Annotated in this window: 21 protein-coding genes; 9 read left to right on the top strand and 12 right to left on the bottom strand. The window is 70.7% G+C overall.

The window, feature by feature from the left end; genetic code table 11:
- The first annotated feature begins 116 nt into the window (after positions 1-116).
- The 3 genes from EV671_RS08940 to EV671_RS08930 are packed head-to-tail and all read left to right on the top strand — an operon-like array spanning position 117 to position 6,284.
- On the top strand, positions 117-1,286 hold the full coding sequence (locus EV671_RS08940) for an ATP-binding response regulator (protein WP_132570964.1): 1,170 nt from the start codon (positions 117-119) through the stop codon (positions 1,284-1,286).
- A gap of 5 nt (positions 1,287-1,291) precedes the next feature.
- Complete coding sequence (locus EV671_RS08935) at positions 1,292-2,518, top strand: urea ABC transporter substrate-binding protein (RefSeq protein WP_132570963.1); 1,227 nt, start codon at positions 1,292-1,294, stop codon at positions 2,516-2,518.
- Entirely contained in the window at positions 2,505-6,284 is a 3,780-nt protein-coding gene (locus tag EV671_RS08930; protein WP_132570962.1) for a response regulator, read from the top strand. Before EV671_RS08935 ends, EV671_RS08930 begins: the two co-directional genes overlap by 14 nt.
- Here the strand turns inward: EV671_RS08930 and EV671_RS08925 are convergent.
- Genes EV671_RS08925 through EV671_RS08905 form a run of 5 tightly spaced genes read right to left on the bottom strand, consistent with a single transcriptional unit; the run spans position 6,271 to position 10,731 of the window.
- On the bottom strand, positions 6,271-6,810 hold the full coding sequence (locus EV671_RS08925) for a DUF4405 domain-containing protein (protein ID WP_132570961.1): 540 nt from the start codon (positions 6,808-6,810) through the stop codon (positions 6,271-6,273). The genes EV671_RS08930 and EV671_RS08925 overlap by 14 nt on opposite strands.
- Positions 6,811-7,662, bottom strand: a complete 852-nt coding sequence (locus EV671_RS08920) for an FAD:protein FMN transferase (RefSeq protein ID WP_165917513.1) — start codon at positions 7,660-7,662, stop codon at positions 6,811-6,813. It abuts the gene before it with no gap.
- An 8-nt stretch (positions 7,663-7,670) separates the two neighbouring features.
- A complete protein-coding gene (locus tag EV671_RS08915) occupies positions 7,671-8,210 on the bottom strand; it encodes an FMN-binding protein (protein ID WP_132570959.1) in 540 nt (179 codons plus the stop codon).
- Positions 8,210-9,532, bottom strand: coding sequence for a porin (locus EV671_RS08910; protein WP_165917512.1), 1,323 nt, complete (start codon positions 9,530-9,532; stop codon positions 8,210-8,212). Before EV671_RS08910 ends, EV671_RS08915 begins: the two co-directional genes overlap by 1 nt.
- 32 nt (positions 9,533-9,564) lie before the next feature.
- Complete coding sequence (locus tag EV671_RS08905; protein WP_243655657.1) at positions 9,565-10,731, bottom strand: cytochrome-c peroxidase; 1,167 nt, start codon at positions 10,729-10,731, stop codon at positions 9,565-9,567.
- A gap of 238 nt (positions 10,732-10,969) precedes the next feature.
- On the opposite strand from EV671_RS08905, the gene EV671_RS08900 reads away from it, so the two are divergent.
- On the top strand, positions 10,970-11,230 hold the full coding sequence (locus EV671_RS08900) for a FeoA family protein (RefSeq protein WP_132570957.1): 261 nt from the start codon (positions 10,970-10,972) through the stop codon (positions 11,228-11,230).
- Positions 11,223-13,091 carry a ferrous iron transporter B gene (feoB, locus tag EV671_RS08895; protein ID WP_132570956.1) on the top strand — a complete coding sequence of 623 codons (1,869 nt, stop codon included), beginning with the start codon at positions 11,223-11,225 and terminating at the stop codon, positions 13,089-13,091. Before EV671_RS08900 ends, feoB begins: the two co-directional genes overlap by 8 nt.
- A 6-nt stretch (positions 13,092-13,097) precedes the next feature.
- Here feoB and EV671_RS08890 read toward each other — a convergent pair whose 3' ends face one another.
- Complete coding sequence (locus EV671_RS08890; protein WP_132570955.1) at positions 13,098-14,021, bottom strand: peptidylprolyl isomerase; 924 nt, start codon at positions 14,019-14,021, stop codon at positions 13,098-13,100.
- Between the two features lie 36 nt (positions 14,022-14,057).
- Here EV671_RS08890 and dnaE point away from each other — a divergent pair, with 36 nt between their 5' ends.
- The gene (dnaE, locus tag EV671_RS08885; protein ID WP_132570954.1) at positions 14,058-17,606 is read left to right on the top strand and encodes a DNA polymerase III subunit alpha; all 3,549 of its coding nucleotides are present in this window, start codon (positions 14,058-14,060) and stop codon (positions 17,604-17,606) included.
- Positions 17,607-17,634: 28 nt separating this feature from the next.
- Positions 17,635-18,924 carry a patatin-like phospholipase family protein gene (locus EV671_RS08880; RefSeq protein WP_132570953.1) on the top strand — a complete coding sequence of 430 codons (1,290 nt, stop codon included), beginning with the start codon at positions 17,635-17,637 and terminating at the stop codon, positions 18,922-18,924.
- A 172-nt stretch (positions 18,925-19,096) separates the two neighbouring features.
- Here EV671_RS08880 and EV671_RS26700 read toward each other — a convergent pair whose 3' ends face one another.
- Together EV671_RS26700 and EV671_RS08875 are read right to left on the bottom strand one after the other, a co-directional pair.
- On the bottom strand, positions 19,097-19,258 hold the full coding sequence (locus EV671_RS26700) for a ComEA family DNA-binding protein (protein ID WP_165917511.1): 162 nt from the start codon (positions 19,256-19,258) through the stop codon (positions 19,097-19,099).
- The gene (locus tag EV671_RS08875) at positions 19,258-20,991 is read right to left on the bottom strand and encodes an ABC transporter transmembrane domain-containing protein (protein WP_132570952.1); all 1,734 of its coding nucleotides are present in this window, start codon (positions 20,989-20,991) and stop codon (positions 19,258-19,260) included. Before EV671_RS08875 ends, EV671_RS26700 begins: the two co-directional genes overlap by 1 nt.
- Positions 20,992-21,181: 190 nt before the next feature.
- Here EV671_RS08875 and EV671_RS08870 point away from each other — a divergent pair, with 190 nt between their 5' ends.
- Together EV671_RS08870 and EV671_RS08865 are read left to right on the top strand one after the other, a co-directional pair.
- The gene (locus EV671_RS08870; protein WP_165917510.1) at positions 21,182-22,150 is read left to right on the top strand and encodes a glycosyltransferase family 9 protein; all 969 of its coding nucleotides are present in this window, start codon (positions 21,182-21,184) and stop codon (positions 22,148-22,150) included.
- Positions 22,147-23,160 carry a glycosyltransferase family 9 protein gene (locus EV671_RS08865; RefSeq protein ID WP_132570950.1) on the top strand — a complete coding sequence of 338 codons (1,014 nt, stop codon included), beginning with the start codon at positions 22,147-22,149 and terminating at the stop codon, positions 23,158-23,160. The genes EV671_RS08870 and EV671_RS08865 overlap by 4 nt, the downstream gene beginning before the upstream one ends.
- Here the strand turns inward: EV671_RS08865 and EV671_RS08860 are convergent.
- From EV671_RS08860 to EV671_RS08845, 4 genes are read right to left on the bottom strand one after another with little or no spacing between them, the layout of a single operon-like run.
- Complete coding sequence (locus tag EV671_RS08860; RefSeq protein WP_132570949.1) at positions 23,143-24,246, bottom strand: glycosyltransferase family 4 protein; 1,104 nt, start codon at positions 24,244-24,246, stop codon at positions 23,143-23,145. The two genes, EV671_RS08865 and EV671_RS08860, sit on opposite strands and share 18 nt — an antisense overlap.
- The gene (gene gmhB, locus EV671_RS08855; RefSeq protein WP_132570948.1) at positions 24,243-24,812 is read right to left on the bottom strand and encodes a D-glycero-beta-D-manno-heptose 1,7-bisphosphate 7-phosphatase; all 570 of its coding nucleotides are present in this window, start codon (positions 24,810-24,812) and stop codon (positions 24,243-24,245) included. The genes EV671_RS08860 and gmhB overlap by 4 nt, the downstream gene beginning before the upstream one ends.
- Positions 24,797-25,552, bottom strand: a complete 756-nt coding sequence (locus EV671_RS08850) for a hypothetical protein (RefSeq protein ID WP_132570947.1) — start codon at positions 25,550-25,552, stop codon at positions 24,797-24,799. The genes gmhB and EV671_RS08850 overlap by 16 nt, the downstream gene beginning before the upstream one ends.
- Positions 25,549-26,043, bottom strand: a complete 495-nt coding sequence (locus EV671_RS08845) for an adenylyltransferase/cytidyltransferase family protein (protein ID WP_132570946.1) — start codon at positions 26,041-26,043, stop codon at positions 25,549-25,551. Before EV671_RS08845 ends, EV671_RS08850 begins: the two co-directional genes overlap by 4 nt.
- Positions 26,044-26,098: the final 55 nt, after the last annotated feature.

Raw genomic sequence — 26,098 nt, 5'->3', positions numbered from 1 at the left:
GATTATGGGTTGGCATGGCGGCGCGGATCTGCGGCGGATTGCACGCCTGCGCCCTGGGGAAAACCACCGGCAGTGCCCCCTCGTGCGGGCCGGCGCTGCGGTTATCCTGATCGACCATGCCGCTCATACTCGTCGTAGACGATCAGCCCAGCAACATCCACGCGCTCTACCAGCTGCTGGTGGATGAATGCGAGGTGTCGATGGCCACCAGCGGCGCCGAGGCGCTGGCCTTCTGCGCCCAGCAGCTGCCCGACCTGATCCTGCTCGACGTCCTCATGCCCGAGATGAGCGGCTACGAGGTCTGCGACCGCCTCAAGGCCGATCCGCGCACACGCGCCGTCCCGGTCATCTTCGTCACCGTGCAGGGCAGCTCGGCCGATGAGGCCGAGGGCTTCGCGCACGGCGCGGTGGACTACATCCCCAAGCCCTTCGTCGACGTCGTCGTGAAGGCGCGGGTGCGCACGCAGCTGGCGCTCAAGCTGGCCTCCGAGAGCTTTGCGCGCTCGCAGATCGAGCTCTTCCAGCGCGACAAGCTGGCCTCGGTCGGCCGCACCATCGCCGGCATCGCCCAGGAGCTGAGTTCGCCGCTCGGCAATGCGCTGATCTCGGCCTGCACGCTGCAGGACGACCTGGCCCACCTGAACACGCTGTCCCAGGGCGGCCACATCAAGCGCAGCGACCTCGAGAAGCATCTGCGCGTCAGCGAGGAGAGCGTCGGCCTGGTGCTGTCCAACCTGCAGCGCACGCTGTCCATCGTCGACTCCTTCCTGCAGTCCACGGCCGACAACTTCGGCGACCAGCGCCGCAGCTTCTCGCTGCTGGAGCTGATCCACGAGGTCGTCGCCGGGCTGGCCGAGGCGCTGGAGACGCACCAGGTGCACTGCGAGCTGGATGCGGGCGACGACCTGCATCTGCTGAGCTTCCGTGGCGCACTGGCCAAGGTGCTGTCCACACTGATCCAGAACGCCATCAAGCATGCCTACCGCGAGGCCGGCGGCGAGGTGCACATCCGCGTGCGGCCGCTGGGCACGGACCAGCTCGTCGTCACCGTGCAGGACCATGGCGTGGGCATCCCGCCGGGGCTGCTCGGCCGCGTGTTCGACCCCTTCTTCTCGACCCGTTTCGGTCCCAACCGCAGCGAGCCCGGGCTCTACATCGTGCGCAACCTCGTCACCTTCGCGCTGGGCGGCCAGATCCAGGTCGAGTCCACGCCCGGCCTGGGCACGACGGTCAGGCTGGCGCTGCCGATGATTTCGCCCGAGGCGCGGCGCAGCGCTGCAGGCTGAACAGGATGCGCCGGCGCGCGGCTTGGGGTCTGCTGCAGGCGGCGCTGGTCGCCGCGGTGGCGGTGCTGGCATGGGCGCTGTGGCATCCGCCCGGCGCGCGCGCGCCCATCGTCATCGGCGTGCTGCATTCGGCCAGCGGCACGCTGGCCGTCAGCGAGGCGCCGCTGGTGGCCGCCGTCCAGATGGCGGCGGCCGAGATCAACGCGGCGGGTGGTCTGCTCGGGCGGCCGGTGCAGGTGCTTGTCGAAGACACCCGCTCCGATCCCGCGACGGCCGCCGCCGCGGCCGAGCGCCTCATCACCGGCAAGCAGGCGGTGGCGTTGTTCGGCTGCTGGACCTCGGCCTGCCGCAAGGCGGTCAAGCCTGTCGTCGAGAGGCACCGGCATCTGCTGTTCTACCCGGTGCCCTACGAAGGCCTGGAGCAGTCGCCCAACATCGTCTACCTGGGCGCGACCCCGAACCAGCAACTGCTGCCCGCCACCGGCTGGGCCATGCAGGGCTTCGGGCGGCGCGTCTATCTGGTGGGTTCGGACTATGTCTTCCCGCGTGTCGCCCATGCGCTGCTGCGCGACTTCATCCAGCTCGGCGGCGGCCAGGTGCTGGGTGAGCGCCTGCTGCCGCTGGGCGAAACCGGGATGACGGCCGTCGTCGACGACCTGCGCCGGCTGAAGCCGGACCTGGTGCTCAGCACGATCAACGGCGACAGCAATGCGGCGCTCTTCGCCGCGCTGGCGGATGCTGGGCTGGGCGATCTGCCGCTGCTGTCCTTCAGCGCCGCCGAGCCCTTGCTGCGTGCCGGTGGCGGCGGCCGGCTGAGCCGGCATTTCGCGGCCTGGAGCTATCTGGTGTCGCTGCCGGGTCCCGAGAACGACGATTTCCGCGCCCGGCTGCACCGCTTCGCCGGCGCCGCGGCCGAAGCCAGCGACCCCGCGGTGTCGGCCTATGTCGGCGTGCGGCTCTGGGCGGCGGCGGTGCGCGAGGTCGGCGACCCGCAGACCGAGGCCGTCAACGCCAACATCAGCCAGCAGGCGGTCCTCGCGCCCCATGGCATCGCCGTCATCGATGCGCAGACCCGCCACCTGTGGCGGCAGCTGCGGATTGCCCAGGTCCGACCCGACGGCGGGCTCGTCGAAGTGTTCGCGTCGCCACGCTACATCAGGCCCTCGCCCTGGCCCACCTACCGGCCCAAGGCCTATTGGGAAGCCCTGCCGGAAAGCCATGCAGAGCGTTGACACCGCCCTCCCCGCCGGGACACCGCGGCGCCGGACGCTGGGCCTGGGCGCCGCCCTGCTGATCGGCTTCATGCTGTTGTCGGTGCTGCCTCTCGGACTGGCCGGGTGGTGGCAGGTGCAGGCCTCCGAGGCCCAGCTGCGCGCGACGGTGACCGAGGGCCTGGTCGCGATCACGCGCAAGAAGGTCCACGAGATCAACGAATACCTGAACGAGGTCGATGTCGATGCGCGCTTCGTGGCCCAGGCCAGCGACACGCTGGACCTGCTGGCGCAGCAGAAGGACGCGGCGGCCACGCGTATCCCGGCGAGCAGCCGCGCCTTCTTCCAGCGCCTTCGCGACAACGGCAAATACCTCAACATGCTGCTGGTGCAGCCCGACGGGCGCATCGCCTACGCGCTGGAGCCGCAGGCCGGCGCGCCGCCCGCCAGCCTGGGCGGCGGTCCCTTCGAGGGCAGCGGATTGCTCGCGGCCCATCGCCTGGCCATCGAGCAACTCAACCCCCAGCTGACCGGCGTGCAGCCGCTGCGCGGCGCGGGCCAGGCTTCGCCCTTCCTGATCCAGCCCGTGGTCGCCGCGGACCGCGTGCTCGGCAGCGTCGTGCTGCAGCTGGACCTGCGGCGCCTGACGGCCGTTGCCGCCGATCGCTCGGGCCTGGGCCTGAGCGGCGAGACGGTGCTGCTGCAACGCGACGGCCAGCAGGCGCTCTTCGTCAGCGAACGCCGGCATGCGGCCGGTGCTCCGCTGCCCCGCTCGGTGGACCTGGGAATGGGCGACCCCGTGCCCGCCCTGCGCGGACTGCGCGGCGAGAACGGCAGCGGCCCGGCGCGCGACTATGCCGGTGTCGAGGTGATCTCGGCCTGGGCGCACCTGCCGGCGCTGGGCTGGGGCATCGCCAGCAAGATCGACGCGGGCGAGGCCCTCGCGCCGGCCCGTGTGCTGCGCCAGCGGCTGCTGCTCTCCGTGGCGCTGGCCTCGCTGGGCGCCTTCGCGCTGGCCCTGCTGGTCGGGCGGCGGCTGCTGGCACCGGTGCTGAGGCTGACCCGCTCGGTCGTGCGCATCTCCGACGGGCGCCTGGACGAGCGGGCCCCGGTTCGGGGCTTCCGCGAGTTCCGCACGCTGGCGCACAGCTTCAACCGCATGACCGAACAGCTGGCGGCCGAGAGGCAGCTGCTGGAGGCGCGCGTGGAGGAGCGCACGCGTGCGCTCAACGACAGCGAGCGGCGCTTTCGCGGCGTGTTCGAGCGCGCCCAGGTCGGCATCGCGCTGTGCGACGCCCACGGCCTCATCCTCGACGTGAACACGGCGCTGACGGCCATGCTCTGCCGCACCGCTGAGTCGCTGCGCGGCGCCAAGCTGGCCGACCTGCCGGACTTCCGCCCCGGCCGGCTGCACGGCGGCGAGCTGAACCGCCTGGCCAGTGCGCGGCTGGACCACGTCCGCTTCGAGCGCGGCTTCGCGCTGCCGGGCGGCGGCGAGCTCTTCGTCGACGGCAATGCCAGCGCCATCCGCGACCGGCGTGGGCGCCTGGTCAATGTCGTGCAGATGCTGATCGACGTGACGGAGCGCCATCGCGCCGAGGTCGAGCTGGTGCGCGCCCGCGTCGTGGCCGAGGCCGCCAGCCAGGCCAAGAGCGACTTCCTGGCCAATATGAGCCACGAGATCCGCACGCCGATGAGCGGGGCGCTGGGCATGCTCAACCTGCTGCTGCGCACCGAGCTGACGCCGCGCCAGCACGACTACGCCAGCAAGGCCCGCACGGCGGCGCAGGCGCTGCTGGCCGTCATCAACGACGTGCTGGACTTCTCCAAGGTCGAGGCCGGCAAGATGGAGCTGGACCCGCACCGTTTCGAGCTCAGCGACTTCATGCGCGAGCTGGCCGTCATCCTGTCGGCCAATGTCGGCGCCAAGGACGTCGAGGTGCTGTTCCGCCTCGACCCGCGCCTGCCGGCGGCCCTCGTCGGTGACGTGACCCGGCTGCGCCAGGTGCTGCTGAACCTGGCCGGCAATGCGCTGAAGTTCACCGAGCATGGCGAGGTCGTCATCGCGCTGACGCTGCTGAAGGACGAGGGCGGCCAGGCCCGCATCCGCTTCGAGGTCAGCGACACCGGCATCGGCATCCCCGACGACAAGCTCGAGCACATCTTCACCGGCTTCAGCCAGGCCGAGCAGTCGACCTCGCGGCGCTATGGCGGCACCGGCCTGGGCCTGGCGATCAGCCGCCGCCTCGTCGCGCTGATGGGCGGCGAGCTGCGCGTTGCCAGCCGTGTCGGCGAGGGCAGTCGTTTCCACTTCGAGCTGGCGCTGCCGGTCGCGCCGGCCGAGGTCACGCCGCTGGAGCCGGTGCGGCCCGGGCTCAGGGTCCTCATCGTCGACGACAACCCGATGGCCCGCGAGGTGCTGCAGGGCATGGGCGAGAGCCTGGGCTGGGACTGCGACCTGGCCGCCAGCGGCGAGCAGGCCCTGACCCTGGTGCATCAGGCCGCCAAGCGCGGCGAGCCACGCTACGAACTCATCCTGATGGACTGGCGCATGCCCGGCATGGACGGCTGGGAGGCCTCGCGCCGCATCCGCGACAGCCACGAGTCCGACGCACCCGTCATCATCATGGTCACCGCCCACGGCCGCGAACTGCTGGCCGAGCGCAGCGAGCAGGAGATCGCCAGCCTGGGCGGCTACCTCGTCAAGCCGGTCACCGCCTCCATGCTGCACGACGTGGTCGCCGAGGCCACGCGTGGCGAGCCGGTGCATCTGCGCCCGGCCGAGGGCGGCGAGCCGCGGCTGAGCGGCATGCGGCTACTCGTCGTCGAGGACAACGGTTTCAACCGCCAGGTCGCGCAGGAGCTGCTGGAGGGCGAGGGCGCCGTCGTCACGCTGGCGCGCGGCGGCGTCGAGGGCGTGCATCTGGCCACGGTCGTCGGGCCCGGTTTCGATGCCGTCCTGATGGACCTGCAGATGCCCGACATCGACGGCTTCGAGGCGACGCAGCGCATCCTGGCGCGCCGCCCCGACGCCCTCGTCATCGCGATGACGGCCAACGCGATGGCCGCCGACCGCGAGGCCTGCCTGGCCGCCGGCATGCGCGACCATGTCGCCAAGCCGGTGGACCTGGAGCAGCTCGTCGCCTGCCTGCGCCGCCATGTCGCTCACATCGAGCCGGCGCCGGCCGTGGCGCGCGAGGCGGCCGCCGCGCCCGGGCTGCTGGACCGTGGCGCCGCGCTGCAGCGCCTGGGCGGGCGGCAGGCGCTCTATGACCGCCTCGCCAAATCCTTCGCCGCGGACGCCCCGGTCGAGATGGAGGCGCTGCGCCACCATCTGCGCCAGCAGGGGGCGGCGGACGCGGTGCGCGTGCTGCACACGCTGCGCGGCCTGGCCGGCGCCGTCGGCGCGCATGCACTCGCCGCCCTGGCCGGCCGGCAGGAGCAGGCGCTGCGGTCCAGCGGCGATGTTGCCGCGGCCGAGGCCGGGCTGGCGGAGCTGCAGGCCCTGCTCGACGACTCGCTGAAGCAGCTTGCGCCCGCGGCGCCGTTGCCGCCGGCATCACCCGCCGAGGCGCCGGATGACCCGCTGGACGCGCTGCGGCAGCTGCGCCTACTGCTGGTGGAGAGGAATATGCGCTCGGTGGCGGCCTGCGAGCAGCTGGCCGCCGGCCAGGGCAGCGCGCTGGGGCTGGAGTTCGCCGCGCTGAATGCCGCCGTCGCGCGGCTGGATTTCGCGAAGGCGCTGAAGGCCTGCGACCTGCTGCTGGACCGGCTCAATCCGCGTTGACGCGCGGCGGCTGCGGGCGCGAGCGGCGCGCTGCCAGCACATGCACCCAGACCAGCGGCAGCAGGCCCAGGCCGACGGCCCAGTGCAGCACGCTGGCGCCGCCATGCCAGTCCTCGGGTGCGTAGTACAGCGCCAGCCCGCTGGCCAGCAGCACCAGGCTGGCGGCGACGAGGCTGCCACCGCTCCACAGGCTGCGCTTCAGGCGCCAGCCGAAGACGATGTGCACGGCGGTCATCGAGCCCAGCACGAGCAGGAAGACATAGGCCAGCATGCCGTGCAGCCGCAGCGCCCAGGGTTCGATGGGGCTGGGCACCTCTTCGCCGAAGCCGCCCGTGGCGCGCAGCAGATGGTGGGCCAGCAGCCAGGCCACACCGCTCAGCGCCAGGGCCAGCGTGCAGGCATGCACGGCCCAGCGCTGCCAGCGCTGCGGGCGCAGGCCGATGGCCGGAACGCGCGGCGCCGGCGGCCGGTGAAGGTGGTGGCGAGCATGGCCTTGCGCGGCCCGAGGGGTGTGGGGGCGGTCCACTCAGATGACCTGGGGCTCGCCGCGTTCGCGCCACAGGAAAGCCTGAGCCTGGTGCTCGCGCAGCAGCGGCGCGGCATGGGTGCCGCGCAGCCAGACCACCTTGGTCAGCGCATCGGCCAGGGCGCAGCGGGGGGCGAACACGGTCACGGACATCGGCGGATTGTCCTCGACGTCCTCGGCGGCGCCGACCAGATGGGTGGCCCGGCGCTCGGGCCGGTCCAGCAGCCAGGCGCTGGTGGCGCAGGCCAGGTCGCTGATCTTGGCCAGCGGCTGGATGAGGCCGGGCCGGCGCGGGTCGCGCACCTGCACGGTCAGCGCTTGCGGGCCGAAGGTGCGCAGGTCGCCGCCGGCGTTGACCGTGCCGGCCTCGACGCCGGCCGCGCGCAGGGCTTCGACGGCCACGTCGACCGCATGCCCCTTGGCGATGCCGCCGAGGTCGATCCAGGCCGGCCGGCGCAGGCGCAGCCTTGAGCCGGCGAGCAGCGCTATGCCCTCGGCCAGGGAGGCGGCAGGGCCGGGGCTCGCGCCCTCGGGCCGGGGCAGCAGGCCGCGCTCGACCAGGGCCGCGGCGCAGCAGGGGTTGAAGGCGCCGCCGCTGCCGGCCTCCAGCTGCAGCGCGAGCGCCAACACGGCATGGGTGTCGGGCGCGACGCCCAGCACCTCGCCGGCTGAGGCGCGCGCGATGCGGCGCAGGTCGCTGGCGGTGTCGTGGAAGCTCATCGCCGCCTGCACCTCGGCCACGCGCCGGAACGCCTGCTCCAGCGCGGCCTCGGCCAGCTCGGCAGGCGCCTGCACGGTGATGTCGACGAGAGTGCCGAGCAGGACCTGGGCGCGGCGCCGCGATGCGTTCACGGCGGGCCTCAGAGCCGCCCGCTGGCGCGCAGGCGTTCCAGCAGCGCGACGATGTGGCGCACGCCATCGGCGACGTGGCTGCAGCTCAGCGTCGCGCCACTGATGTTGGCGATGTCGTCGCCGACGCGCAGCGGCGCTTGCGCGTTCTTGCCCGCGAACTGCTTGCGCCAGGCCGGCAGCTTGATCTCGTAGCCGTGGCTTTCGCGGTAGTTCAGCACCTCGACGCTGCGGATGCGGCCGTCGCTGCCGACGGCGACCGCGTAGTCGATGAGCTCGAACTTGCCGATGACGCCGTCGGCCACGACGACGCCCAGCACCTGCTCGCCCTTGAGCGCGACAAGGCTGCGCCAGGTCGACGCCCGCGGCGCGGCGCCGCCCAGCGCGGCGAGGGCGCGCATGTCGTCCGCGCTGGCCTGCACGAGCTGGTCGCGCCAGGCGGTGGCCTCGGGGAAGGCGCGCTTCGCAGCCTCGTCGAGCGTGGCGATCTGCGCCGCCTGCACGAGGGCAGGCGCCGCGAGGGCCAGCGGGAGCCAGTGCAGCGTGCCCATCAGAAGGCGTAGCCGACGCCGAGGTCGAGGCGGTTGCGGCCGGTGTCGAGCCTGAAGCGCTGCAGGTCGGCCTTGAACACGACGTTGGGGTTGAGCTGGAAGTTCAGGCCGACGGTGCTGACGCCTTCGGTGCCGTAGCTGCCCGGGTTGAGGCCGACGGGCAGGCCGTCGAAGCCGCGGCCGGTGTTGTAGCGCTCGTAGCGGACGAAGGGCGCGAGCACGCGGTCGCCCGCGAGCTGCCAGCGGTAGGCCGCCTGGGCATACCAGCCGTCGAAGGCATTGGGCACGGGCGTGGCCGCACCGGCCAGCGTCAGGTTGAAGTCGCCGGCGCCCTTGATGCTGCCGCGGGCGTAGAGGGCGGACAGGTCCCAGGCGCCGGGCGTCCACTTGGCGTGCAGGTCCCACAGGCCGACCTTGGCGCCGGGCGAGGCGAAGCCGGCCGTGCCGTGCGCGGCCTTGCCGTCGAAGACCGAGGCACCCAGGCGCAGGCCCGGGATGCCGCGCCAGTCGACGCTGCCGAAATATGCGAGGTTGTTGGCCTTGGCCAGTTGCATCTCCTGGTGGATGGAGGCCAGCGGCGATTCGCGGCCTTCGCTCGAGCTGGCATCCCACTTGGTCAGGTCGAAGCCCGTGGTGATGCCGGCGCTCCAGCTGATGCCGTTGTCGTGCTCGCCGAAGACCTGCAGGCCGCCTTCGCGCCAGGTCGACGGGATGATGGCCGTCTCGACGAAGTTGCGCTCCACGCCGTAGTAGGCGGTGGGCTCGTGGTTGGTGTTGAGCAGGCCGACCGGCATCAGGAAGAGGCCGGCGCGCAGGCCGTAGGTGTCGTTCAGGCGGTGTTCGAGATAGAGCTGCTCGACCTCGACCTCGCCCTTGTCGGATGCCGACGCGATGCTGTGCTCGACCTCCAGCTCCGAGACCATTTTGGTCTGCTCGTCGAAGCGGTGCTGCAGGCCGATGACGAAGCGGCGGATGTCGGCCTGGGCCTGGCTGTGATCCTTGGGGCGGTTGTAGTTGATCTCGCCGTAGGAGCTGATGACGGTGGCGGGCTCGGCCGGGGCGGCGGGGGGCTGTGCGACGGGAACAGCCGCGGCCTGCGGCGCGGCGGCGGGCGCCACCGGCTGGGCGGCCTGCTGGGCCTGCCTGAGCTGCTGCAGCTCGGCCTTCACGCGTTCGAGTTCGCGCGCCAGCAGTTCCACGCGCTGCAGCAACTGCTCCTGCGTGGGCGACTGGCTCTGGGCGAAGGCGGCCGGCGCGCCGAGTGCCAGTGCGGCAGCCAGAGCGAGGCGCGACAGCGGCGCGGCGGGGAGGGGGCGGGACATGGGGACTCCTGGATGTTTCGGGTTGTGTTGGCTCAGGGCGCGTAGCCGTCGCTGAGCGTGGCGAGGAAGGCGAGCAGGTCTTCGATCTCGGCGTCGCTGAGGGCGGGTGCGTCGCCGGGCTTGCGGTTGTAGGGAACCTCGCTCGTGTTCACGTTGGCGCGGTAGGCCGGGGGCAGGTCGTTGAACTTGTCGGCCAGGCCGTTGACGACGGGGTACCAGAGCTCGGGGTTGGTGTCGCGCGTGACGTAGAAGCGCAGCGCCTCGCGCAGCGTCTTGAAGCGGCCGTTGTGGAAAAAGGCCCGGCGTGTCGCCACGTTGCGCAGCGTGGGCACCTTGAAGGCGCCGCAGAGGTCGCTGCGCGCGGCGAGCTCGGGGCGGCTGGCCTGGCACAGGCCGAGGTCGAAATAGCCCGCGTCGGCCGTGGCCGGGATGTCGGTGTTGCGCGGCACGCCGAGGTTGTCGAAGCTGAAGTCGGTGAACAGCGGCGCCGAGCCATCGCTGCCGCGCGCGCTCGGGTGGCAGGCCGCGCAATTGCCCTTGGCCGAGTTGTTGAACAGCGCCAGTCCGCGCAGCTCGGGGTCGCTCAGCTTGAGCTGGCCGGCCAGGAAGGCGTCGTACTTGCTCGTGAAGGGCGCGAACTCGGCCGTGTTTTCGAGCTGATAACGCTGCAGCGCGTGGCGCATCGCGAGGAAGGCGGCGTCGGGGTCGACCAGCACGTTGTCGCCGAAGGCCTTGCGGAAGTCCGCGGCATAGCTGGCGCGCGCGAGCTTGTCGACGACGGTCTTCGCATCGCCATTGGCCATCTCGTGCGCGGCCAGGAAGGGCCGCGCGGCCTGGGCGAGCAGGCTGTCGGCGCTGCCGTCGCGGTTGAAGCCGCCGGTGGCCGTGCCGTCCTTGGCGAAGAAGAAGGCCGGCGTCGAGCCCAGGTAGCGCAGCGAGGGCACGGCGCGAAAACCCGCCACGTCCAGGCCCGGGCCGCCGAGCTGGACGGCGAGGTCGTTGGTCTGCGCATGGGCCGCTGCAGGGGCGTGGCAAGTGGCGCAGCTCATCCTGCCGGAGGCCGACAGCGAGGCGTCCTTGAAGATCTTTTCACCCAGGGCTGCGGCCGGGGAGAGGGCGGGCGCGGCCGGCGCGGGCGTGCCACCGCCGCCGCAGGCCGCCAGCAGCGCTGCACTGCCGTAGGCTGCCAGCAACGGCAAGGCCTGGCGCCAGCCGTGCGCGGCCCGGAGGCCTTGGTTCCGCGTTGATTTTGGGTTCAATTTGAGAATGCGAGTAATTCGCATTTATGTTACCCGAGGTGGCGTTGTGGCGAAGCTGTCTGCAAGCTTGCTGTGGCGCACGAGGCGCAGGCATCCGGATGACAGCCACAGGCAAGGCTGATTGGCATACAATGCGAATCATTCTCATTCGAATTGCTCGCCGCCGCGAGTCACCGACATGCTCGAGCCGCTGCCCTCCAGCCTCGCCGTCGCCCCCACGGGCCAGGCGCTGACCGTTCAACAGGTCAGCGCGCCCGGGCATTCGCCGGAGTGGGCCGCCTGGCTGTCCGACCTGGGCTTCCTGCCCGGCGAGGCGGTGCGCATCCTGCGCCGCGGCGCGCAGCGGACCGGCAACCTGGTCGTGCGCGTCGGCCAGTCGACGTTCGCGCTGCGCCACGCCGAGGCCGAATGCATCGCCGTGACGCCGCGTCATGGCTGAGGCCATCATCCACGTCCACCGCGGCGGCAAGCTCGTTGCCCTCGTCGGCAACCCCAACTGCGGCAAGACCGCGCTCTTCAACGGCCTGACCGGCAGCCACCAGAAGGTGGCCAACTACGCTGGCGTCACCGTCGAGCGCAAGGAGGGCCGCCTCGTCTCGGCCGCCGGCAAGGCGCTGCGCCTGCTGGATCTGCCCGGCACCTACAGCCTGCATCCGCGCTCGCCCGATGAGCGCGTGACCTGCGATGTGCTGGCCGGCCGCGCCAAGGGCGAGAAGCGGCCCGACCTCGTCATCTGCGTGCTCGATGCGACCAATCTGCGCCGCAACCTGCGCCTGGTGCTGGCCGTGCGGCGCATGGGCTTGCCCATCGTCGTCGCGCTGAACATGGCCGACCTGGCGGCGCGGCGCGGCATCCATATCGACCCCGCGGCCCTGAGCGCCCAGCTCGGCCTGCCGGTCGTGCGCACCGTTGCCATCCACAAGGAAGGCCTGGACGAGCTGCGCGCGCTGCTGGACCAGCCCGAGGTCTGGGCCGGTGCTGCGGCGCCGGTGGCGGTCGAGCATGCGGACGACCACGTCACCGTCAAGACGCTGCTGGCCTCGCTGAACCTCGACCACGAGCTGCCCCAGCTGCCCAGCGACCGCGTCGACCGCGTGCTGCTGCATCCGGTGGCCGGCTCGGTCATCCTGGCCGTGCTGCTCTTCCTGCTCTTCCAGGCGGTGTTCTCCTGGGCCGAGCCGCTGAAGGGCGGCATCGAGACCGGCATGGCCTGGCTGGGCCAGCAGGCCGGCCAGGGGCTGCCCGAGGGCTGGTTCCACAGCCTCATCGTCGACGGCGTCATCGCTGGCGCGGGCAGCGTGCTGGCCTTCCTGCCGCAGATCCTGATCCTGTTCTTCTTCATCTTGGTGCTGGAGGAGTCGGGCTATCTGCCGCGCGCTGCGCTGTTGCTGGACCGCCTGATGGGCAGCGTCGGTCTGTCGGGGCGCAGCTTCATCCCGCTGCTGTCGAGCTTTGCCTGCGCCATCCCCGGCATCATGGCCACGCGCTCCATCTCCAATCCGCGCGACCGCCTCGTCACCATCCTGATCGCGCCGCTGATGACCTGTTCGGCGCGCCTGCCCGTCTATGCGCTGTTGATCGGTGCCTTCATCCCGCACCGCCAGGTGCTGGGCTTCGAGCTGCAGGGCCTGGTGCTGTTCGGCCTCTACCTGGCCGGCATCCTCGGCGCGCTGCTGGTCGCCTGGGTGCTGAAGCGCTTCACCAGCGCGGGTCGCCTGGTGCGCCCGCTGATGATGGAGCTGCCGAGCTACCACTGGCCGCATCCGCGCTCCATCGCCATCGGTCTGTGGCAGCGCGCGATGATCTTCGTCAAGCGCGTCGGCGGCATCATCCTCGTGCTGACCATCGCGCTGTGGCTGCTGGCCAGCTTCCCCGGCCCGCCTGAGGGCGCGACGGGTGCAGCCATCCAGTACAGCGTCGCCGGCTACCTCGGTGCCGGCCTGGCCAAGGTTTTCGCGCCCATCGGCTTCAACTGGCAGATCAGCCTGGCCCTGGTGCCGGGGCTGGCCGCGCGCGAGGTCGCCATCGGTGCGCTGGGCACGGTCTACGCGCTGTCCAGCACCGGCGAGGACGCGGCCCAGGCGCTAGGGCCGCTGATCGCGCAGAGCTGGAGCCTGGCGACGGCGCTGTCCCTGCTGGCCTGGTATGTGTTCGCACCGCAATGCATCGCGACGCTGGCCGCCGTGAAGCGCGAGACCGGCGGCTACAAGATACCGGTGATCATGACGGCCTATCTGTTCGGCCTGGCCTACCTGGCTTCATTCATCACCTTCCGCGTCGCCACCGCGCTCGGCGCCTGACGCCGCTCAGGGCGCCGGCCGCGTCGGCACGCCGGCGCTGCAGATGTCCACGTGGGCAGGGCTGTGCACATACCAGCCACCGCGAAAACGCCGCGCGTCGAGCAACTGCTGCCAGGTCGTGGAGTCGGTCTTCAGCACCTGCAGGGCCGGGCGCTCGGCAACGGGCACATCGGCCAGCAGGCGCACATGCTGGATGCCGACGCGTTGCTCGGGCTTGTCGTAGAAGCCCATTGCGCCAGTGCCGCGGGGCAGGGCAGACAGCAGTTCCATGCCCTTGAGCACGCGGCCGACGACGGTGATGTTCAGGTCCAGCCCACGCGGTGCGTGGCCGATGACGACATAGAGCTCCGTGCCGTTGCTCGAGTCCACCGCGTCGCTGCGGCCGGCGCCGACCATACCGTAGCAATGCGCCAGCCAGGCCTGGCCGGTCCTGGGATCGGCCGCGACCGGAAAGCCCTGGGCAAAGCCCGCGCGCGGCGCCCAGCCGTCCACGTCGGGTAGCTTGGTGAAGCCGGCGCTTTTGCCGATGCGCTCGATGGGCACGGAGAACTCGGCCGGCAGCTTCGGGCTGGCCCCGGCCGGCAGCGGCCTGGCCTTGGCGGCATCGTCGCCGTCGGGGTCGCCCCATTGGGTGACGAAGTTGTCCTGCACGCGCACGATGGCCAGGCCGTCCCAGTAGCCGCCATGGGCCAGCGCGCGGATATTGGCCGCGTGGGCCGGCGCGAAGCGTGGTGCCAGTTCGATGATGACCTGGCCCGCGGCCAGGTCCATCAGCAGCGTGTTGTCGGGATCCAGCGCGCGCCAGTCGCTGGTCGGGCTGTCCTTCAACACGTCGGCCGCGGACCTGGCTGGTTTGGCGGGCTTGGGGGCTGCGGCGTGGGCCGCGCAGGCGAGCAGGGCGGCGGCAAGGAAGAGGGCGGTCTTGTGCATGGCGGGCGAGCTTAAAGGCGTTTCTACAATGCCGCGATGCCTGTCTCCCCCGATACCGATCTGCCCTTCGTCCACCTGCGCATGCACACCGAGTTCTCGGTCGTGGATGGCACGTTGCGCACCGACGACGCGGCCGCCGCGGCCGCCTCGGACGGGCAGGTGGCGGCGGCGATCACGGACCTGGCCAATCTGTTCGGCGGCATCAAGTTCTATTCCGCCGCCCGCAAGAAGGGCGTGCAGCCTATCCTCGGCGCGGACTGCTGGTTGGAGGCCGATGCCACCGACAAGCCCCCCACGCGGCTGCTGCTGCTGGTGCAGAACCGACAGGGCTATCTGAACCTGTCCGAGCTGCTGTCGCGCGCCTGGATCGACAACGTACAGCGCAACCAGGCCTGCCTGAAGTGGGAATGGCTGCAGGAACTGGGCGGCGGCCTGATCTGCCTGTCCGGCGCCCAGCATGGCGGCCTGGGCCAGGCGCTGATGCAGGGCGACAAGGCGCGCGCCACGGAGTGGGCACAGCGACTGTCCGCCGTCTTCCCCGGGCGCTTCTACATCGAGCTGCAGCGCGCCGGCCTGCCCGGCCAGGAGGCGCTGGTGCAGGCCAGCGTGCCGCTGGCGGCCGAGCTGGGCCTGCCGGTGGTGGCCACGCATCCCATCCAGTTCCTCGGCGAGGACGACTTCGAGGCTCACGAGGCGCGCGTCTGCGTGGCCGAGGGCGAGACCCTGGCCAACCCCAAGCGCATCAAGCGCTTCCTGCCCAGCCAGTACTTCAAGACCCAGGCGCAGATGCGCGAGCTGTTCAAGGACGTTCCCAGCGCCATCCTGAACACGACCGAGATCGCGCGCCGCTGCTCGCTGACCCTGGTGCTGGGCAAGCCGCAGCTGCCCAACTTCCCGACGCCGCTGCTGGAAGACGGCACGCCGATGCCGATGGAGCAGTATTTCCGCGAGCTCAGCCACGACGGGCTGAAGGACCGCCTCGTCCATCTCTTCCCCGACGAGGCCGAGCGCGAGAAGCAGCGCCCGCGCTATGTGGAGCGCCTGGAGTTCGAGCTGAACACCATCATCAAGATGGGCTTCCCGGGCTACTTCCTCATCGTGTCGGACTTCATCCGCTGGGCCAAGCTCAACGGCTGCCCGGTGGGCCCGGGCCGGGGCTCGGGCGCCGGCTCGCTCGTCGCCTACGCGCTGCTGATCACTGACCTGGACCCGCTGCGCTACAACCTGCTGTTCGAGCGCTTCCTGAACCCCGAGCGGGTCTCGATGCCCGACTTCGACATCGACTTCTGCCAGGGCAACCGCGACCGCGTCATCGACTATGTGAAGGACAAATACGGCCGGCCGGCGGTCAGCCAGATCGCGACCTTCGGCACGATGGCCGCCAAGGGCGCGCTGCGCGACATCGGCCGCGTGCTGGGCATGGGCTTCGGCCATGTGGACAGCATCGCCAAGCTGGTGCCGGCGCCGCCCGGCAAGACGGTGACGCTGGCCAAGCTGCCGCCGAACTTCGACCCCGACAAGGCCAAGATGGTCTATGCCCGCCACGAGTCGCCGGAGATCGAGGAGCGTGAGAAATCCGACGAGGAAGTGGCCGGCCTGCTGGAGATGGCCGCGCGCGTCGAGGGCACGGTGCGTTCCATCGGCATGCATGCCGGCGGCGTGCTGATCGCGCCGGGCAAGATCACCGACTTCTGCCCGCAATACCAGCAGCCCGGCTCCACCAGCGCGGTCAGCCAGTTCGACAAGGACGACGTGGAGGCCATCGGCCTCGTGAAGTTCGACTTCCTGGGCCTGGCCACGCTGACCATCCTGGAACTGGCCAAGGACTTCATCGTCGCCCGCCACGCCGACCGTGCTGACTTCGACTGGGCCAAGGTGCCGCTGGACGACCGCAAGACCTTCGACCTGTTCGGCAAGGGCCTGTCGGAAAGCATCTTCCAGTTTGAATCGCCCGGCATGCAGCGCCTCTTGAAGGATGCCAAGCCCTCGCGCTTCGAGGACCTGATCGCGCTGGTGTCGCTGTACCGCCCGGGCCCGATGGACCTGATCCCGTCCTTCGTCGCGCGCAAGCACGGCAAGGAAGTCATCGAGTACCCGCATCCGCTGCTGGGCCAGGTGCTGGCCGAGACCTATGGCGTCTTCGTCTACCAGGAGCAGGTGATGCAGTCCGCCCAGGTGCTGGGCGGCTACAGCCTGGGCGGCGCCGACATGCTGCGCCGTGCGATGGGCAAGAAGAAGGCCGAGGAAATGGCCATGCACCGCGAGATCTTCCGCAAGGGTGCGGCCGAAAAGAACATCGACCAGGCTAAGGCCGACGAGGTCTTCGATCTGATGGAAAAGTTCGCGGGCTATGGCTTCAACAAGTCGCACGCCGCGGCCTATGCGCTGCTGAGCTATCACACGGCCTGGCTGAAGCAGCACTACACGGCCGAGTTCTACGCCGCGAACATGACCATCGAAATGGACGACACCGACAAGCTCAAGGTGTTGCTGGGCGACGCGAAGATCTTCGGCATCGACTTCCAGCCGCCCTGCGTGAACAAGGGCCAGTACCGCTTCGAGCCGCTGAGCAACCGCCTCGTCAACTACGGCCTGGGTGCCATCAAGGGTACGGGCCGCGGCGCCATCGAGGCCATCATCGCGGCCCGCGAGGCCGGCGGGCCCTTCCTGAGCTTCTACGACTTCTGCCTGCGTGTGGACCGCAAGGCCGTCAACAAGCGCGTCGTCGAGGCCCTCGTCAAGGCCGGCGCCTTCGACAGCATCAATGCCGAGCGCTCCAAGCTGCTGGCCAGCGTCGCGCGCGGCTACACGCATGCCGAGACCACCGAGGCCAATGCCGACCAGGGCGGCCTGTTCGACTTCGGCGATTCGCATGCCTCGTCCACGGCCGAGCCCGACCTCGTCGAGGCGCCGCAGTGGAGCATCAAGGAGAGGCTGTCGCTGGAGAAGACGGCCATCGGCTTCTACCTGTCGGGCCATCTGTTCGATCAGAGCGGCGCCGAGGTGAGGCGCATCGTCAAGCGCCAGATCGCCGACCTCGTGGACAGCCGCGACCCGGTGCTGGTGGCCGGCATCGTCAGCGGCATGCGCGTCATAAACGGCCAGCGCGGCCGTGTCGGCATCTTCAAGCTCGACGACAAGAGCGACGCCATCGAGGCCGTCGCCAACGAGGAGCTGCTGAACTCCGCCAAGGAGCTGCTGGCCGAGGACGAGCTCGTCATCGCCCAGGGCAAGGTGCAGAACGACCGCTTCTCGGGCGGCCTGCGCATGAATGTGCAGGCCGTCTGGAGCCTGGCCGCGGCGCGGGCGCGCTTCGGCCGCCACCTGCTGCTGGGCAATGCCGGCGCGGCGGGGCTGATCAAGGACCTGGTGGAGCGCTTCCCGCCACGCCAGGTCGAGACCGAGGACGGCCAGACCCGGCAGCAGGGCCTGGCCGTGCGCGTCGCCATGCGGGCCGAGCCCGAGGGCGGGCGCGTCGGCGCGCGCTGGCTGGTGGAGCTGGGCGAGGCCAGCCGCTTCTGGCCCGCCGACGAGGCTTTAGCCAAATTGGGCACGGCGGCTGAGGTCATCTACGAGGCCGGATGAAGCCTGGTATCGGCGATGATTTCGCCCGATGCTGCATGCCGTGCCCAAGCCCGTCGCGGGGCTGATCCGTCCGCAGCCGGTCACGGGCCTGATCCTGACCGGTGGTGGCGCCCGTGCGGCCTACCAGGTAGGCGTGCTGGCGGCCATCGCGCAGCTGCGCCGCGATGCCGGCGCGACCCAGGAGAACCCCTTTCCCATCATCAGCGGCACGTCGGCCGGCGCGATCAACGCGTCCACGCTGGCCTGCCATGCCGATGACTTCGACGCCGCCGTCGACGGCCTGGTGCATCTCTGGCAGGGCCTGCATGTCGAGAACATCTATCGCGCCGACGCCTTCGAGGCCGTGAAGAGCGGGGCGCGCTGGCTCAGCATGCTGAGCCTGGGCTGGGCCATCGCGCGCTGGACGCGCAGCCACCCGCGCAGCCTGCTCGACAACCAGCCACTGCGAGAACTGCTGGGCCGCTACCTTCCGATGGACCGCATCGAGGGCATGCTCAGCGGCGGCCACCTGCGCGCGCTGGCGCTGACCGGGTCCAGCTACACCACGGGCCAGCACGTCACCTTCTACCAGACCCATCATCACATCGTGCCCTGGCTGCGCGAGCAGCGCATGGCCGTGCAGGCGCGGCTGACGCTGAGCCACCTGATGGCCTCGTCGGCCATTCCCTTCATCTTTCCGGCCGAGTCGGTGGAGCTGGACGGCATGGCCGAGTGGTTCGGCGACGGCTCGATGCGCCAGAGCGCACCGATCTCGCCGGCCGTGCACCTGGGCGCCGAGCGCGTGCTCGTCATCGGCGCGGGCCGCATGAAGGAGCCCGAGGGCCGGCGCGTCGGCGTGACGGACGAGCATCCCAGCATGGCCCAGATCGCCGGCCATGCGCTGTCCAACATTTTCCTGGACGCCCTGGCCGTGGATGTGGAGCGGCTGCGCCGCATCAACCGCACGCTGGCCCTGCTGCCGCGCGAGAACCGCTCGGCCACGGCGCTGCGGCCCATCGAGCTGCTCGTCATCGCGCCCAGCCGACGCCTGGACGACCTGGCCGGCGAGCACCAGGCCAGCCTGCCGCCCTCGGTGCGCGCGCTGCTGCGGGCCTTCGGCGCCAGCGGCAAGGGCAAGGCAATGAGCGGCTCGGCCCTGGTCAGCTATCTGCTGTTCGAGCCCAGCTTTGTCGGCGAGCTCATCCACCTGGGCATGAGCGACACGCTGGCCAAGCGCGCGGAGGTGCAGCGCTTCTTCGGCTGGCCGGCGCGTGCGCCGCAGATCGATCCGGCGTCGCTGCGGCGCAGCCGCTCAGCCGGCTTCGCCGCCGGCTGCTGAGTGCCCCCCAGGGCTGGGCCGCGCCCAGCCCGCCCCCCGTGGGGGTCAAGGAAACTTGGGGCGGCCCGGCGTTTCCTTGGGAGAAGGCCTCGGCGGCCACGCGCAGCCCCGCCGCCGAGAGCTTGCGCGCTTTGGCGGCCTTGATGCCCGGCACGCGCCGCGTAAGGTCCGCTCAGTCCGTGAACGGCCGTGCGGCCAGCAGGCGCTGCACGAGCGCCGGACCGAGGCCGGGCAGGGATTCGAGCTGGGCGCGGCTGGCCGTGTTGGCTTCGACCTCGGCCTGGGCGAGCGCCGGCAGGGCGGCGGCCCACAGCAGCCAGGCCCGGCGCCGCATCAGACCTCGCCGGCCTGCGCGCGCACCATCGCCGCATAGGCGCCATCGCGCGCGATCAGCTCGGCATGCGTGCCGGCTTCGACCAGCCGGCCGCCGCGCAGCACCTGGATGGCGTCGGCGTCGCGGATGGTGGAGAGCCGGTGCGCGATGACGATCAGCGTCTTGCGGCCCGACCATTGCGCCAGCGCCTGCTGCACGGCGCGCTCGCTCTCGGTGTCCAGCGCGGACGTGGCCTCGTCGAAGATCCAGATCGGCGCGTCCTTGTACAGCGCGCGTGCGATGGCCAGGCGCTGGCGCTGGCCGCCCGACAGCTTGCTGCCGTTGGCGCCGACGAAGGTCTCTGCGCCCTCGGGCAGGGTCTGCACGAAGTCCCACAGATGGGCGGCCCGCAGCGCCGCCTCGAGGCGGGCTTCGTCGCGTGGCTGGGCGTAGGCGACGTTGTTGGCCACCGAATCGTCGAACAGCACAATGTCCTGCGACACGACGGCGAACTGGCGGCGCAGCGATGCGCGGGTCAGCGTCTCGATGTCGGCGCCGTCCAGCAGCACTCGGCCGCCGTCGGGCACGCCGAAGCCGAGCAGCAGATTGACGATGGAACTCTTGCCGGCACCGGAGGCGCCGACGAGTGCCGAGGTCTTGCCGGCGGGGAACAGCAGGCTCAGCCCATCCAGTGCGGGCTGGGCCGCGCCGGGGTAGGTCAGCCGCACCGCGTCGAGCTGGATCTCGCCGCGCGCCGGGCCTTCCAGCTCCTGCGTGCCGGCGTCGACTTCCTTGGGGGCGTCCAGCAGTTCGAAGCAGCCGTCGGCGATGATCAGCGCGCGCGTGACGGGCGCGGCCAGGTCGGAGAGATGGCGCAGCCGCGACGTGAGCAGCAGCAGCGCGGCGACGAACTCGGCGAAGTCGCCCACGCCGGTGCCCGCGTGGCGGGCCTGCCAGAGTGCGATGCAGATGATGGCCGACAGCCCCACGGAGGCCACCAGCTGCGACAGCGGCTGCGACAGCGCGCCCGCCGTCACCGTCTTCAGGTTGGCGCGGCGGACCTCCTGCGACACCTCGGCAAAGCGCCGCAGCTCATGCGGCGCCGCGCCGAACTGCCGCACGACGCGCCAGGCGCGCGTGATGTCGTCGACATGGTTCACCAGCGCCAGCTGGGTGTCGTAGGAGCGCGAGGCCATCAGCCGCACGCGCTGGTTGACCTTCTTCATGACGAGGGCCATCAGCGGCGTGATGACCAGGCTCAGCACCGTCAGCTTCCAGTTCACGTAGAAGAGGTAGATCAGCATCGCGATGGCGGGCAGGCCGTCGCGCAGCACGTTGATGCCGACCTCGCCGACGAGCTGCAGGATCTGCTGCGGGTCGTTGACGACCTTGCTGACGGCCGTGCCGGGCTGCATGCGCGTGTAGACCTGGGCGTCCAGCCGCAGCAGCGCGTTGACCAGTGCGCCGCGGAAGTCCATCACGCAGCGCGTGACCGTCCAGTTGAAGAGGTACTGGCCCGCGAAGCCGAACAGGCCGCGGATGACATAGAGCCCGATCAGCACGACCGGCACCATCCACAGCTCGAAGGCGTTCTTCGCAAAGCCCTCGCCGAAGGCGTACTTGATGAGTTTGGGGATGGCGGGCTCGGTGGTGGCCAGGCCGATGTAGGCCAGCACCGTCAGCACGGCGCCCCAGCGGTGCGGGTAGACGAACTGACCGAGGCGCCGGGCGGGAGAGACATTGTCGGGAGACATGGGGCGCGATTGTCGTCGGTGTCGGGGTGCGGCCTGCTTCACGAAACATTGCCTTCGCCCTGTGCTGCGCAGGCATGGTGCCGGAAGCTGCCACCTAGAATGCCGCGCCCCCGGCCTCCTTGGCGCTTCCGTTTCGATGCCTCCAACCCCGTTGCCCGCCACTGTCGATTCCCGCCCGCGCACCGCGGTCATGCTCCAGTGGGTCGGCATGGGCGATCTGGTCTGGCATGTGCCGTATTTCCGCCGCGTCGCCGAGACCAGCTTGGGCGGCCAGGTGTCGCTGATCGCCTCGCCGACCGTCTTCGCCGGCCAGCTGGTGGGGCACGAGCCCTGGGTGGCCGACATCATCGACTTCGACCGCCACCCGCGCCGCCACGAGGGCCGCCAGGGGCGGCATCGCGGCGTGATGGGGCTGTTCCGCATGGGCATCGAGCTGCGCGAGCGGCAGTTCGACCGCATCGTGCTGTTCACGAACCACACGAACCGCTCGCTGGTCGCCGTCACCGCCAGGATTCCCGAGCGCCTGGGCTATGGCACGACCTGGCTGCAGCGCCGGCTGCTGTCGCACGGGCCGTGGATCCGGCGCTACGCCGGCCCGGCCGTCGGCACCTATGAGGACGCGACGAGCTTTGCCATCGCGCAGGGCTGGTGCGATGCGCCCATCGCGCCCAGCCTCCTGGTGCGCCCCGAGGCGCTGCAGCGTGCGAAGGCGCGCGTGCAAGCCCTGCCCGGGACCTTGCACGCCCTGTGCATCGGCTCGTCCGAGCCCTACAAGCAATGGGGCATGGACAACTTCACCGAGCTGGCCGCCGAGCTGGCCGGGGCAGGCCATGGCGTGCTGCTGGTCGCCGGCCCGGCCGAGCGCGAGATGGCCCAGGCCATCCTGCAGCGCGTGGAGCCGGCATTGCGCACACGCGTCCTCGACGCCACCGACGGCACGGTGGCCGACACGGTGGCCACGATGTCGCTGATGCGCACCTGCCTGGGCAACGACACCGGCGGCGTGCAGATCGCCGCCGCGGTCGGCACGCCGACCTGGGTCATGCTGGGTCCGCGGCCCCTGCTGAACCACGACCCGCAGAAGCTGCACAACCTGACGGCGCCCGGCCTGGCCGACATCAGGCCGGGCGACGTGGCCCGCATCGCGCTGGCCGCATGAGTGCCGTGGACACCCGCCCGCGCACCGCGGTGCAACTGCAGCTCAACGGCATGGGCGACCTGGTCTGGCATGCGCAGTACCTGCGCTGCGTGGCCGAGCAGAGCCAGGGTGGCCAGATCAGCCTCATCGCCGCACCGACGACGATGGCGCGCGAGATCATCGGCCACGAGCCCTGGTTGCGCGAGGTCATCGACTTCGACCGCCGCCCGCGCAAGAGCGAACGCCGCCGCGGCCGTCACAGCGGGCTGGACGGGCTGTGGCGCTTCGGCGCGGAGCTGGCGCCCAAGCGCTTTGAGCGCATGGTGCTGTTCTCCGACCACCCGGGCCGCGCCATCATGGTCTGCTGGCGGGCCGGCATCCGCACCATCCTCGGCTTCGGCGACACCTGGCTGCAGCGGCTGCTGCTGACGAAGTCGCCGTGGATACAGCGCTACCGCGGCCCCGCCGTGGCGGGCTACAAGGACGCGACGGCTTTTGCCATCGCGCAAGGCTTCTGCAGCGCGCCGATCGTGCCGCGCATCAGCGTGCGCCCCGACGCGCTGGCCCGCATGCAGCAGCGCCTGGCCACGCTGCCGCGGCCGCTGCACGCGCTGGCCATCGGCGCATCCGAGCCCTACAAGCAATGGGGCGAGGGCAATTTCGTCGAGCTGGCCAGCCGGCTGGTCGCGCGTGGCCACGGCGTGCTGCTGCTGGGCGGGCCGGCCGAGAAGGCGCTGGCGCAGGACATCCTCGCGCGCATCGAGCCGGCGCTGCGCGAGCGCGTCGCGACGCTGACCGACGGCAGCGTGGCCGACAGCATCGCGGCCGTGTCGCTGGCGCGGAGCTGCATCGGCAACGACACCGGCGCCGTGCAGTTCGCGGCCGCGGTGGGCACGCGTGCCTTCGTCGTACTGGGCCCGCGCCCGCCGCTGGAACACGACCCCGAGCATGTGCACATGCTCCAGGCCGCGCGGTTGGTGGACATCAGTGCGGCCGATGTCGAGGCCAGCGTACTAGCCCTGCTCGGCTAGCACTTCCCGCCAGACGGCCAGCGTGCCGCGTGCGGTGGCTTCCCAGGTGCGCGTGCGGGCGTAGGCCAGTGCAGCCGCGCGCTGCGCCCCGGTCATGCTCAGTGCCGCACCGATGCCGGCGGACAGCGCATCGACATCCTCGGGATCGGCGATGACGGCATGGCCCGCCGCAGCCTCGGGGCAGCTGCCGCGGTTGCTGGTCAGCACCGGCGTGCCGCAGGCCATGGCCTCCAGGATGGGCAGGCCATAGCCCTCGTACAGCGACGGGAACAGATAGGCCGCCGCACCGGCATACAGCAGGGGCAGGTCGGCGTCGCTGACATAGCCGGCGAAGCGCACGCGCGACGTGATGCCCAGCTCGGCGAGGCGGGAGGCCAGCGTCTCGCCCTGCGCGCGCGCGCGTTCGCCGCAGACTAGCAGCGTGTAGTCCTTGCCGAAGCCACCCGCGGCGAAGGCCTCGACCGTGCGCGTGAGGTTCTTGTTGGGCGTGGAGCCGACGAACATCAGATAGGGCCCGCCCAGCCCGTGGCGCGCGCGCACGGCGTCGACCTCGGCCGGCTCGTGCGGGCGGAACTCCGGCGACACGCCCAGGTGGACGACCTTGAGCCGCGCCGGGTCCCCGCCGACCAGGCGCAGGAAGTCCTGCCGCGTGTTCTCGCTGACGCAGACCAGGCGTGCGCAGCTGTCGCGCAGATGTTCGTAGTGCCGCAGCGTGCGTTGGCGCTTTTTTGGGTCGGTGTAGTTGATGTTCAGCGCGGCGTAGAGGTCGTGCACGGTGGCCACGACCGGGACGCGCCAGGGTGGCTGGCGATGATCCGGTACATGCAGCAGTGTGCAGGCCGGCCGTGGCAGCGGCCAGAGCGAGCCGAACCAGCAGCCGCTCGACAGGCGCGGGCCATGGGCGAGGCGCGCGCGCAGCTTCCAGCGCGAGCGCTTGCACATCTGCAGCAGCCCGAATTCCTGCTCCGGCGGCACATCCAGTGCGGACAGGGCTTCGATGAGCTGGCGCGTGTAGCGGCCGATGCCGGTGCTGGTCTCGTCGGTCAGGTTGGTGGCTTCGATGGCGAAGACGGGCGGGTGGCTCATGGGATTCCCAGCGCGTCCAGCGCCTGTGGCAAGTCCGGGTGATCCACGCCTGACCTGCCCGGCTCGCCGTTCTTCGCAAGCCGCAGGCAGCGGCCCACGCCGGCAGCCCGGCCGGCCTCGATGTCGGAGAACTTGTCGCCGAACATCAGTGAATCGGCCAGGGCTATGCCCAGCGCCTTGGCGCTGCGCAGCAGCATGCCGGGTGCCGGCTTGCGGCAGTCGCAGTCGACGGCGTAGCGGGCCACCGAGCCATCGGGCAGGTGAGGGCAATACTCGATGGCGTCCAGCGTCACGCCCTGCTGGACGAGGTCGGTGCGCAGCGCGTCGTGCAGGCTTTGCAGTGCGGCCTCGTCGTAGTAGCCGCGCGCGATGCCGGACTGATTGGTCACGATGACCAGTGCATAGCCCGCCGCCTGCAGCCGCAGCAGCGCCTGCACGACACCGGGCACGTAGGCGAAGTCTTCCCAGCGGTAGACATAGCCGTGGTCGATGTTGATGACACCGTCTCGGTCGAGGAAGGCCGCCTTCCGTCTGGCGCCGGGCGTGGCGTTCAGGCTCGGAAACATGACTGCAGGGTTTCGCAGCGCTGCCATTGCCGCTCGACCGTCTGGGTCACGAAGTCGGCATCGGTGGGGATGGGCTGCCAGAAGAAGTTCCTTTGGAACATCGGCACCCTGTCGAACTTCTTGGAACGGAAGATGCCCCGGTGCCGTTTCATCTCGGAATACCTGTCGCCTCGGAATTCCTTCAAGACCTGCGTGAATGGCAGCACATGCTCGGCAAGGCGACCGTCGTGGGCGGCCCAGCGGCCATCGCCGAATGCGGCGAGCGCTTCGAATTGGTCTTCGCAGATCACCTGGATGGCCGTCTCGGGCATCTGATGGTGGGCACTCCACAGGACGCTCCATCCCTCTTCCAGGGACTGGAGCCGGTCGCGCAGCCGGGGAGAGAGGATGAAGGCATCCGACTCCACATGGATGAGCTTGCCTGCGCCCAAGGTGCGAGCCAGCTTGGCCGCGTGCGTGAAACTGCGCCACCAGCCGGGGTAGACGGCTCTCGCAGAACGCCCCAGCCGATCCTGGAAGCGCAGCACCTGCACGCGGTGGCGGGCCTGGGCCAGCTCTGTTTGCGCGTTCAGGCAGGGCAGGCCCGAGGCCTGAGCAACTTGCGGCGATGCGTCGTCGATCAGGAACAACTGCTCGGCGCCCATGTCGTGGCGCAGATAGAAGTCGACCCAGCGCGCATAGCGGCTGGTCCAGGCCGCCTGGTCGCCAACGTAGCTGGTGCAGAACAACAGGGTCTTCATGGGGTCGCGCGGATGCGCCTGACCAGCGCGGTCGTCGAATAACCGTCGACGAAGGGAATGGCCAGTGCGTCGCCGCCCCAGGAGCGCACCAGGCGGGTCTCCTCCAGCTTTTCCATGTCGTAGTCGCCGCCCTTCACATAGAGCTGCGGGCGCACGCGCTTCAGCAGCTCGCAGGGCGTGGCTTCGTCGAAGAACAGCACGGCGTCGACGGATGCCAGCCCGGCCAGTACCAACGCGCGGTCGACGTCGCGGTTCAGCGGCCGGTCAGGCCCCTTGCCGAGGCCGCGGGCGGACGCGTCGGAGTTGACGGCCACGACGAGGCTGGCGCCATGCGCGCGCGCCGCATGCAGATAGGCGACGTGGCCGCGGTGCAGCACGTCGAACACGCCATTCGTGAACACCATGGGCCGGCCCAGCGTGGCCAGGCGTGCGGCCAGCGCCGCGTCGTCCAGCGCTGCTGCGTCGATGAGCTTGTCTTCCAGCGAATTCATTGGTGCACCCTTCGGCCTGCGGCCTGTCCCGCCAGGCGGGAGCGAGCTTGCTTGG

Source organism: Roseateles saccharophilus (genome assembly GCF_004342485.1).
GTDB lineage: Bacteria > Pseudomonadota > Gammaproteobacteria > Burkholderiales > Burkholderiaceae_C > Pelomonas > Pelomonas saccharophila.
The sequence above is the reverse complement of the archived record's forward strand: the minus strand, read 5'-3'. Positions and strand labels throughout refer to the sequence as shown.

Coding starts and splice junctions, on each gene's coding strand:
- EV671_RS08940 (WP_132570964.1), top strand. CDS start 117: ATGCCGCTCATACTCGTCGTAGACGATCAGCCCAGCAACATCCACGCG.
- gmhB (WP_132570948.1), bottom strand. CDS start 24,812: ATGTTTCCGAGCCTGAACGCCACGCCCGGCGCCAGACGGAAGGCGGCC.
- EV671_RS08910 (WP_165917512.1), bottom strand. CDS start 9,532: ATGTCCCGCCCCCTCCCCGCCGCGCCGCTGTCGCGCCTCGCTCTGGCT.
- EV671_RS08930 (WP_132570962.1), top strand. CDS start 2,505: ATGCAGAGCGTTGACACCGCCCTCCCCGCCGGGACACCGCGGCGCCGG.
- EV671_RS08915 (WP_132570959.1), bottom strand. CDS start 8,210: ATGGGCACGCTGCACTGGCTCCCGCTGGCCCTCGCGGCGCCTGCCCTC.
- EV671_RS08865 (WP_132570950.1), top strand. CDS start 22,147: ATGAGTGCCGTGGACACCCGCCCGCGCACCGCGGTGCAACTGCAGCTC.
- EV671_RS08845 (WP_132570946.1), bottom strand. CDS start 26,043: ATGAATTCGCTGGAAGACAAGCTCATCGACGCAGCAGCGCTGGACGAC.
- EV671_RS08935 (WP_132570963.1), top strand. CDS start 1,292: ATGCGCCGGCGCGCGGCTTGGGGTCTGCTGCAGGCGGCGCTGGTCGCC.
- EV671_RS26700 (WP_165917511.1), bottom strand. CDS start 19,258: ATGCGGCGCCGGGCCTGGCTGCTGTGGGCCGCCGCCCTGCCGGCGCTC.
- EV671_RS08875 (WP_132570952.1), bottom strand. CDS start 20,991: ATGTCTCCCGACAATGTCTCTCCCGCCCGGCGCCTCGGTCAGTTCGTC.
- EV671_RS08870 (WP_165917510.1), top strand. CDS start 21,182: ATGCTCCAGTGGGTCGGCATGGGCGATCTGGTCTGGCATGTGCCGTAT.
- EV671_RS08860 (WP_132570949.1), bottom strand. CDS start 24,246: ATGAGCCACCCGCCCGTCTTCGCCATCGAAGCCACCAACCTGACCGAC.
- EV671_RS08850 (WP_132570947.1), bottom strand. CDS start 25,552: ATGAAGACCCTGTTGTTCTGCACCAGCTACGTTGGCGACCAGGCGGCC.
- dnaE (WP_132570954.1), top strand. CDS start 14,058: ATGCCTGTCTCCCCCGATACCGATCTGCCCTTCGTCCACCTGCGCATG.
- EV671_RS08880 (WP_132570953.1), top strand. CDS start 17,635: ATGCTGCATGCCGTGCCCAAGCCCGTCGCGGGGCTGATCCGTCCGCAG.
- feoB (WP_132570956.1), top strand. CDS start 11,223: ATGGCTGAGGCCATCATCCACGTCCACCGCGGCGGCAAGCTCGTTGCC.
- EV671_RS08900 (WP_132570957.1), top strand. CDS start 10,970: ATGCTCGAGCCGCTGCCCTCCAGCCTCGCCGTCGCCCCCACGGGCCAG.
- EV671_RS08890 (WP_132570955.1), bottom strand. CDS start 14,021: ATGCACAAGACCGCCCTCTTCCTTGCCGCCGCCCTGCTCGCCTGCGCG.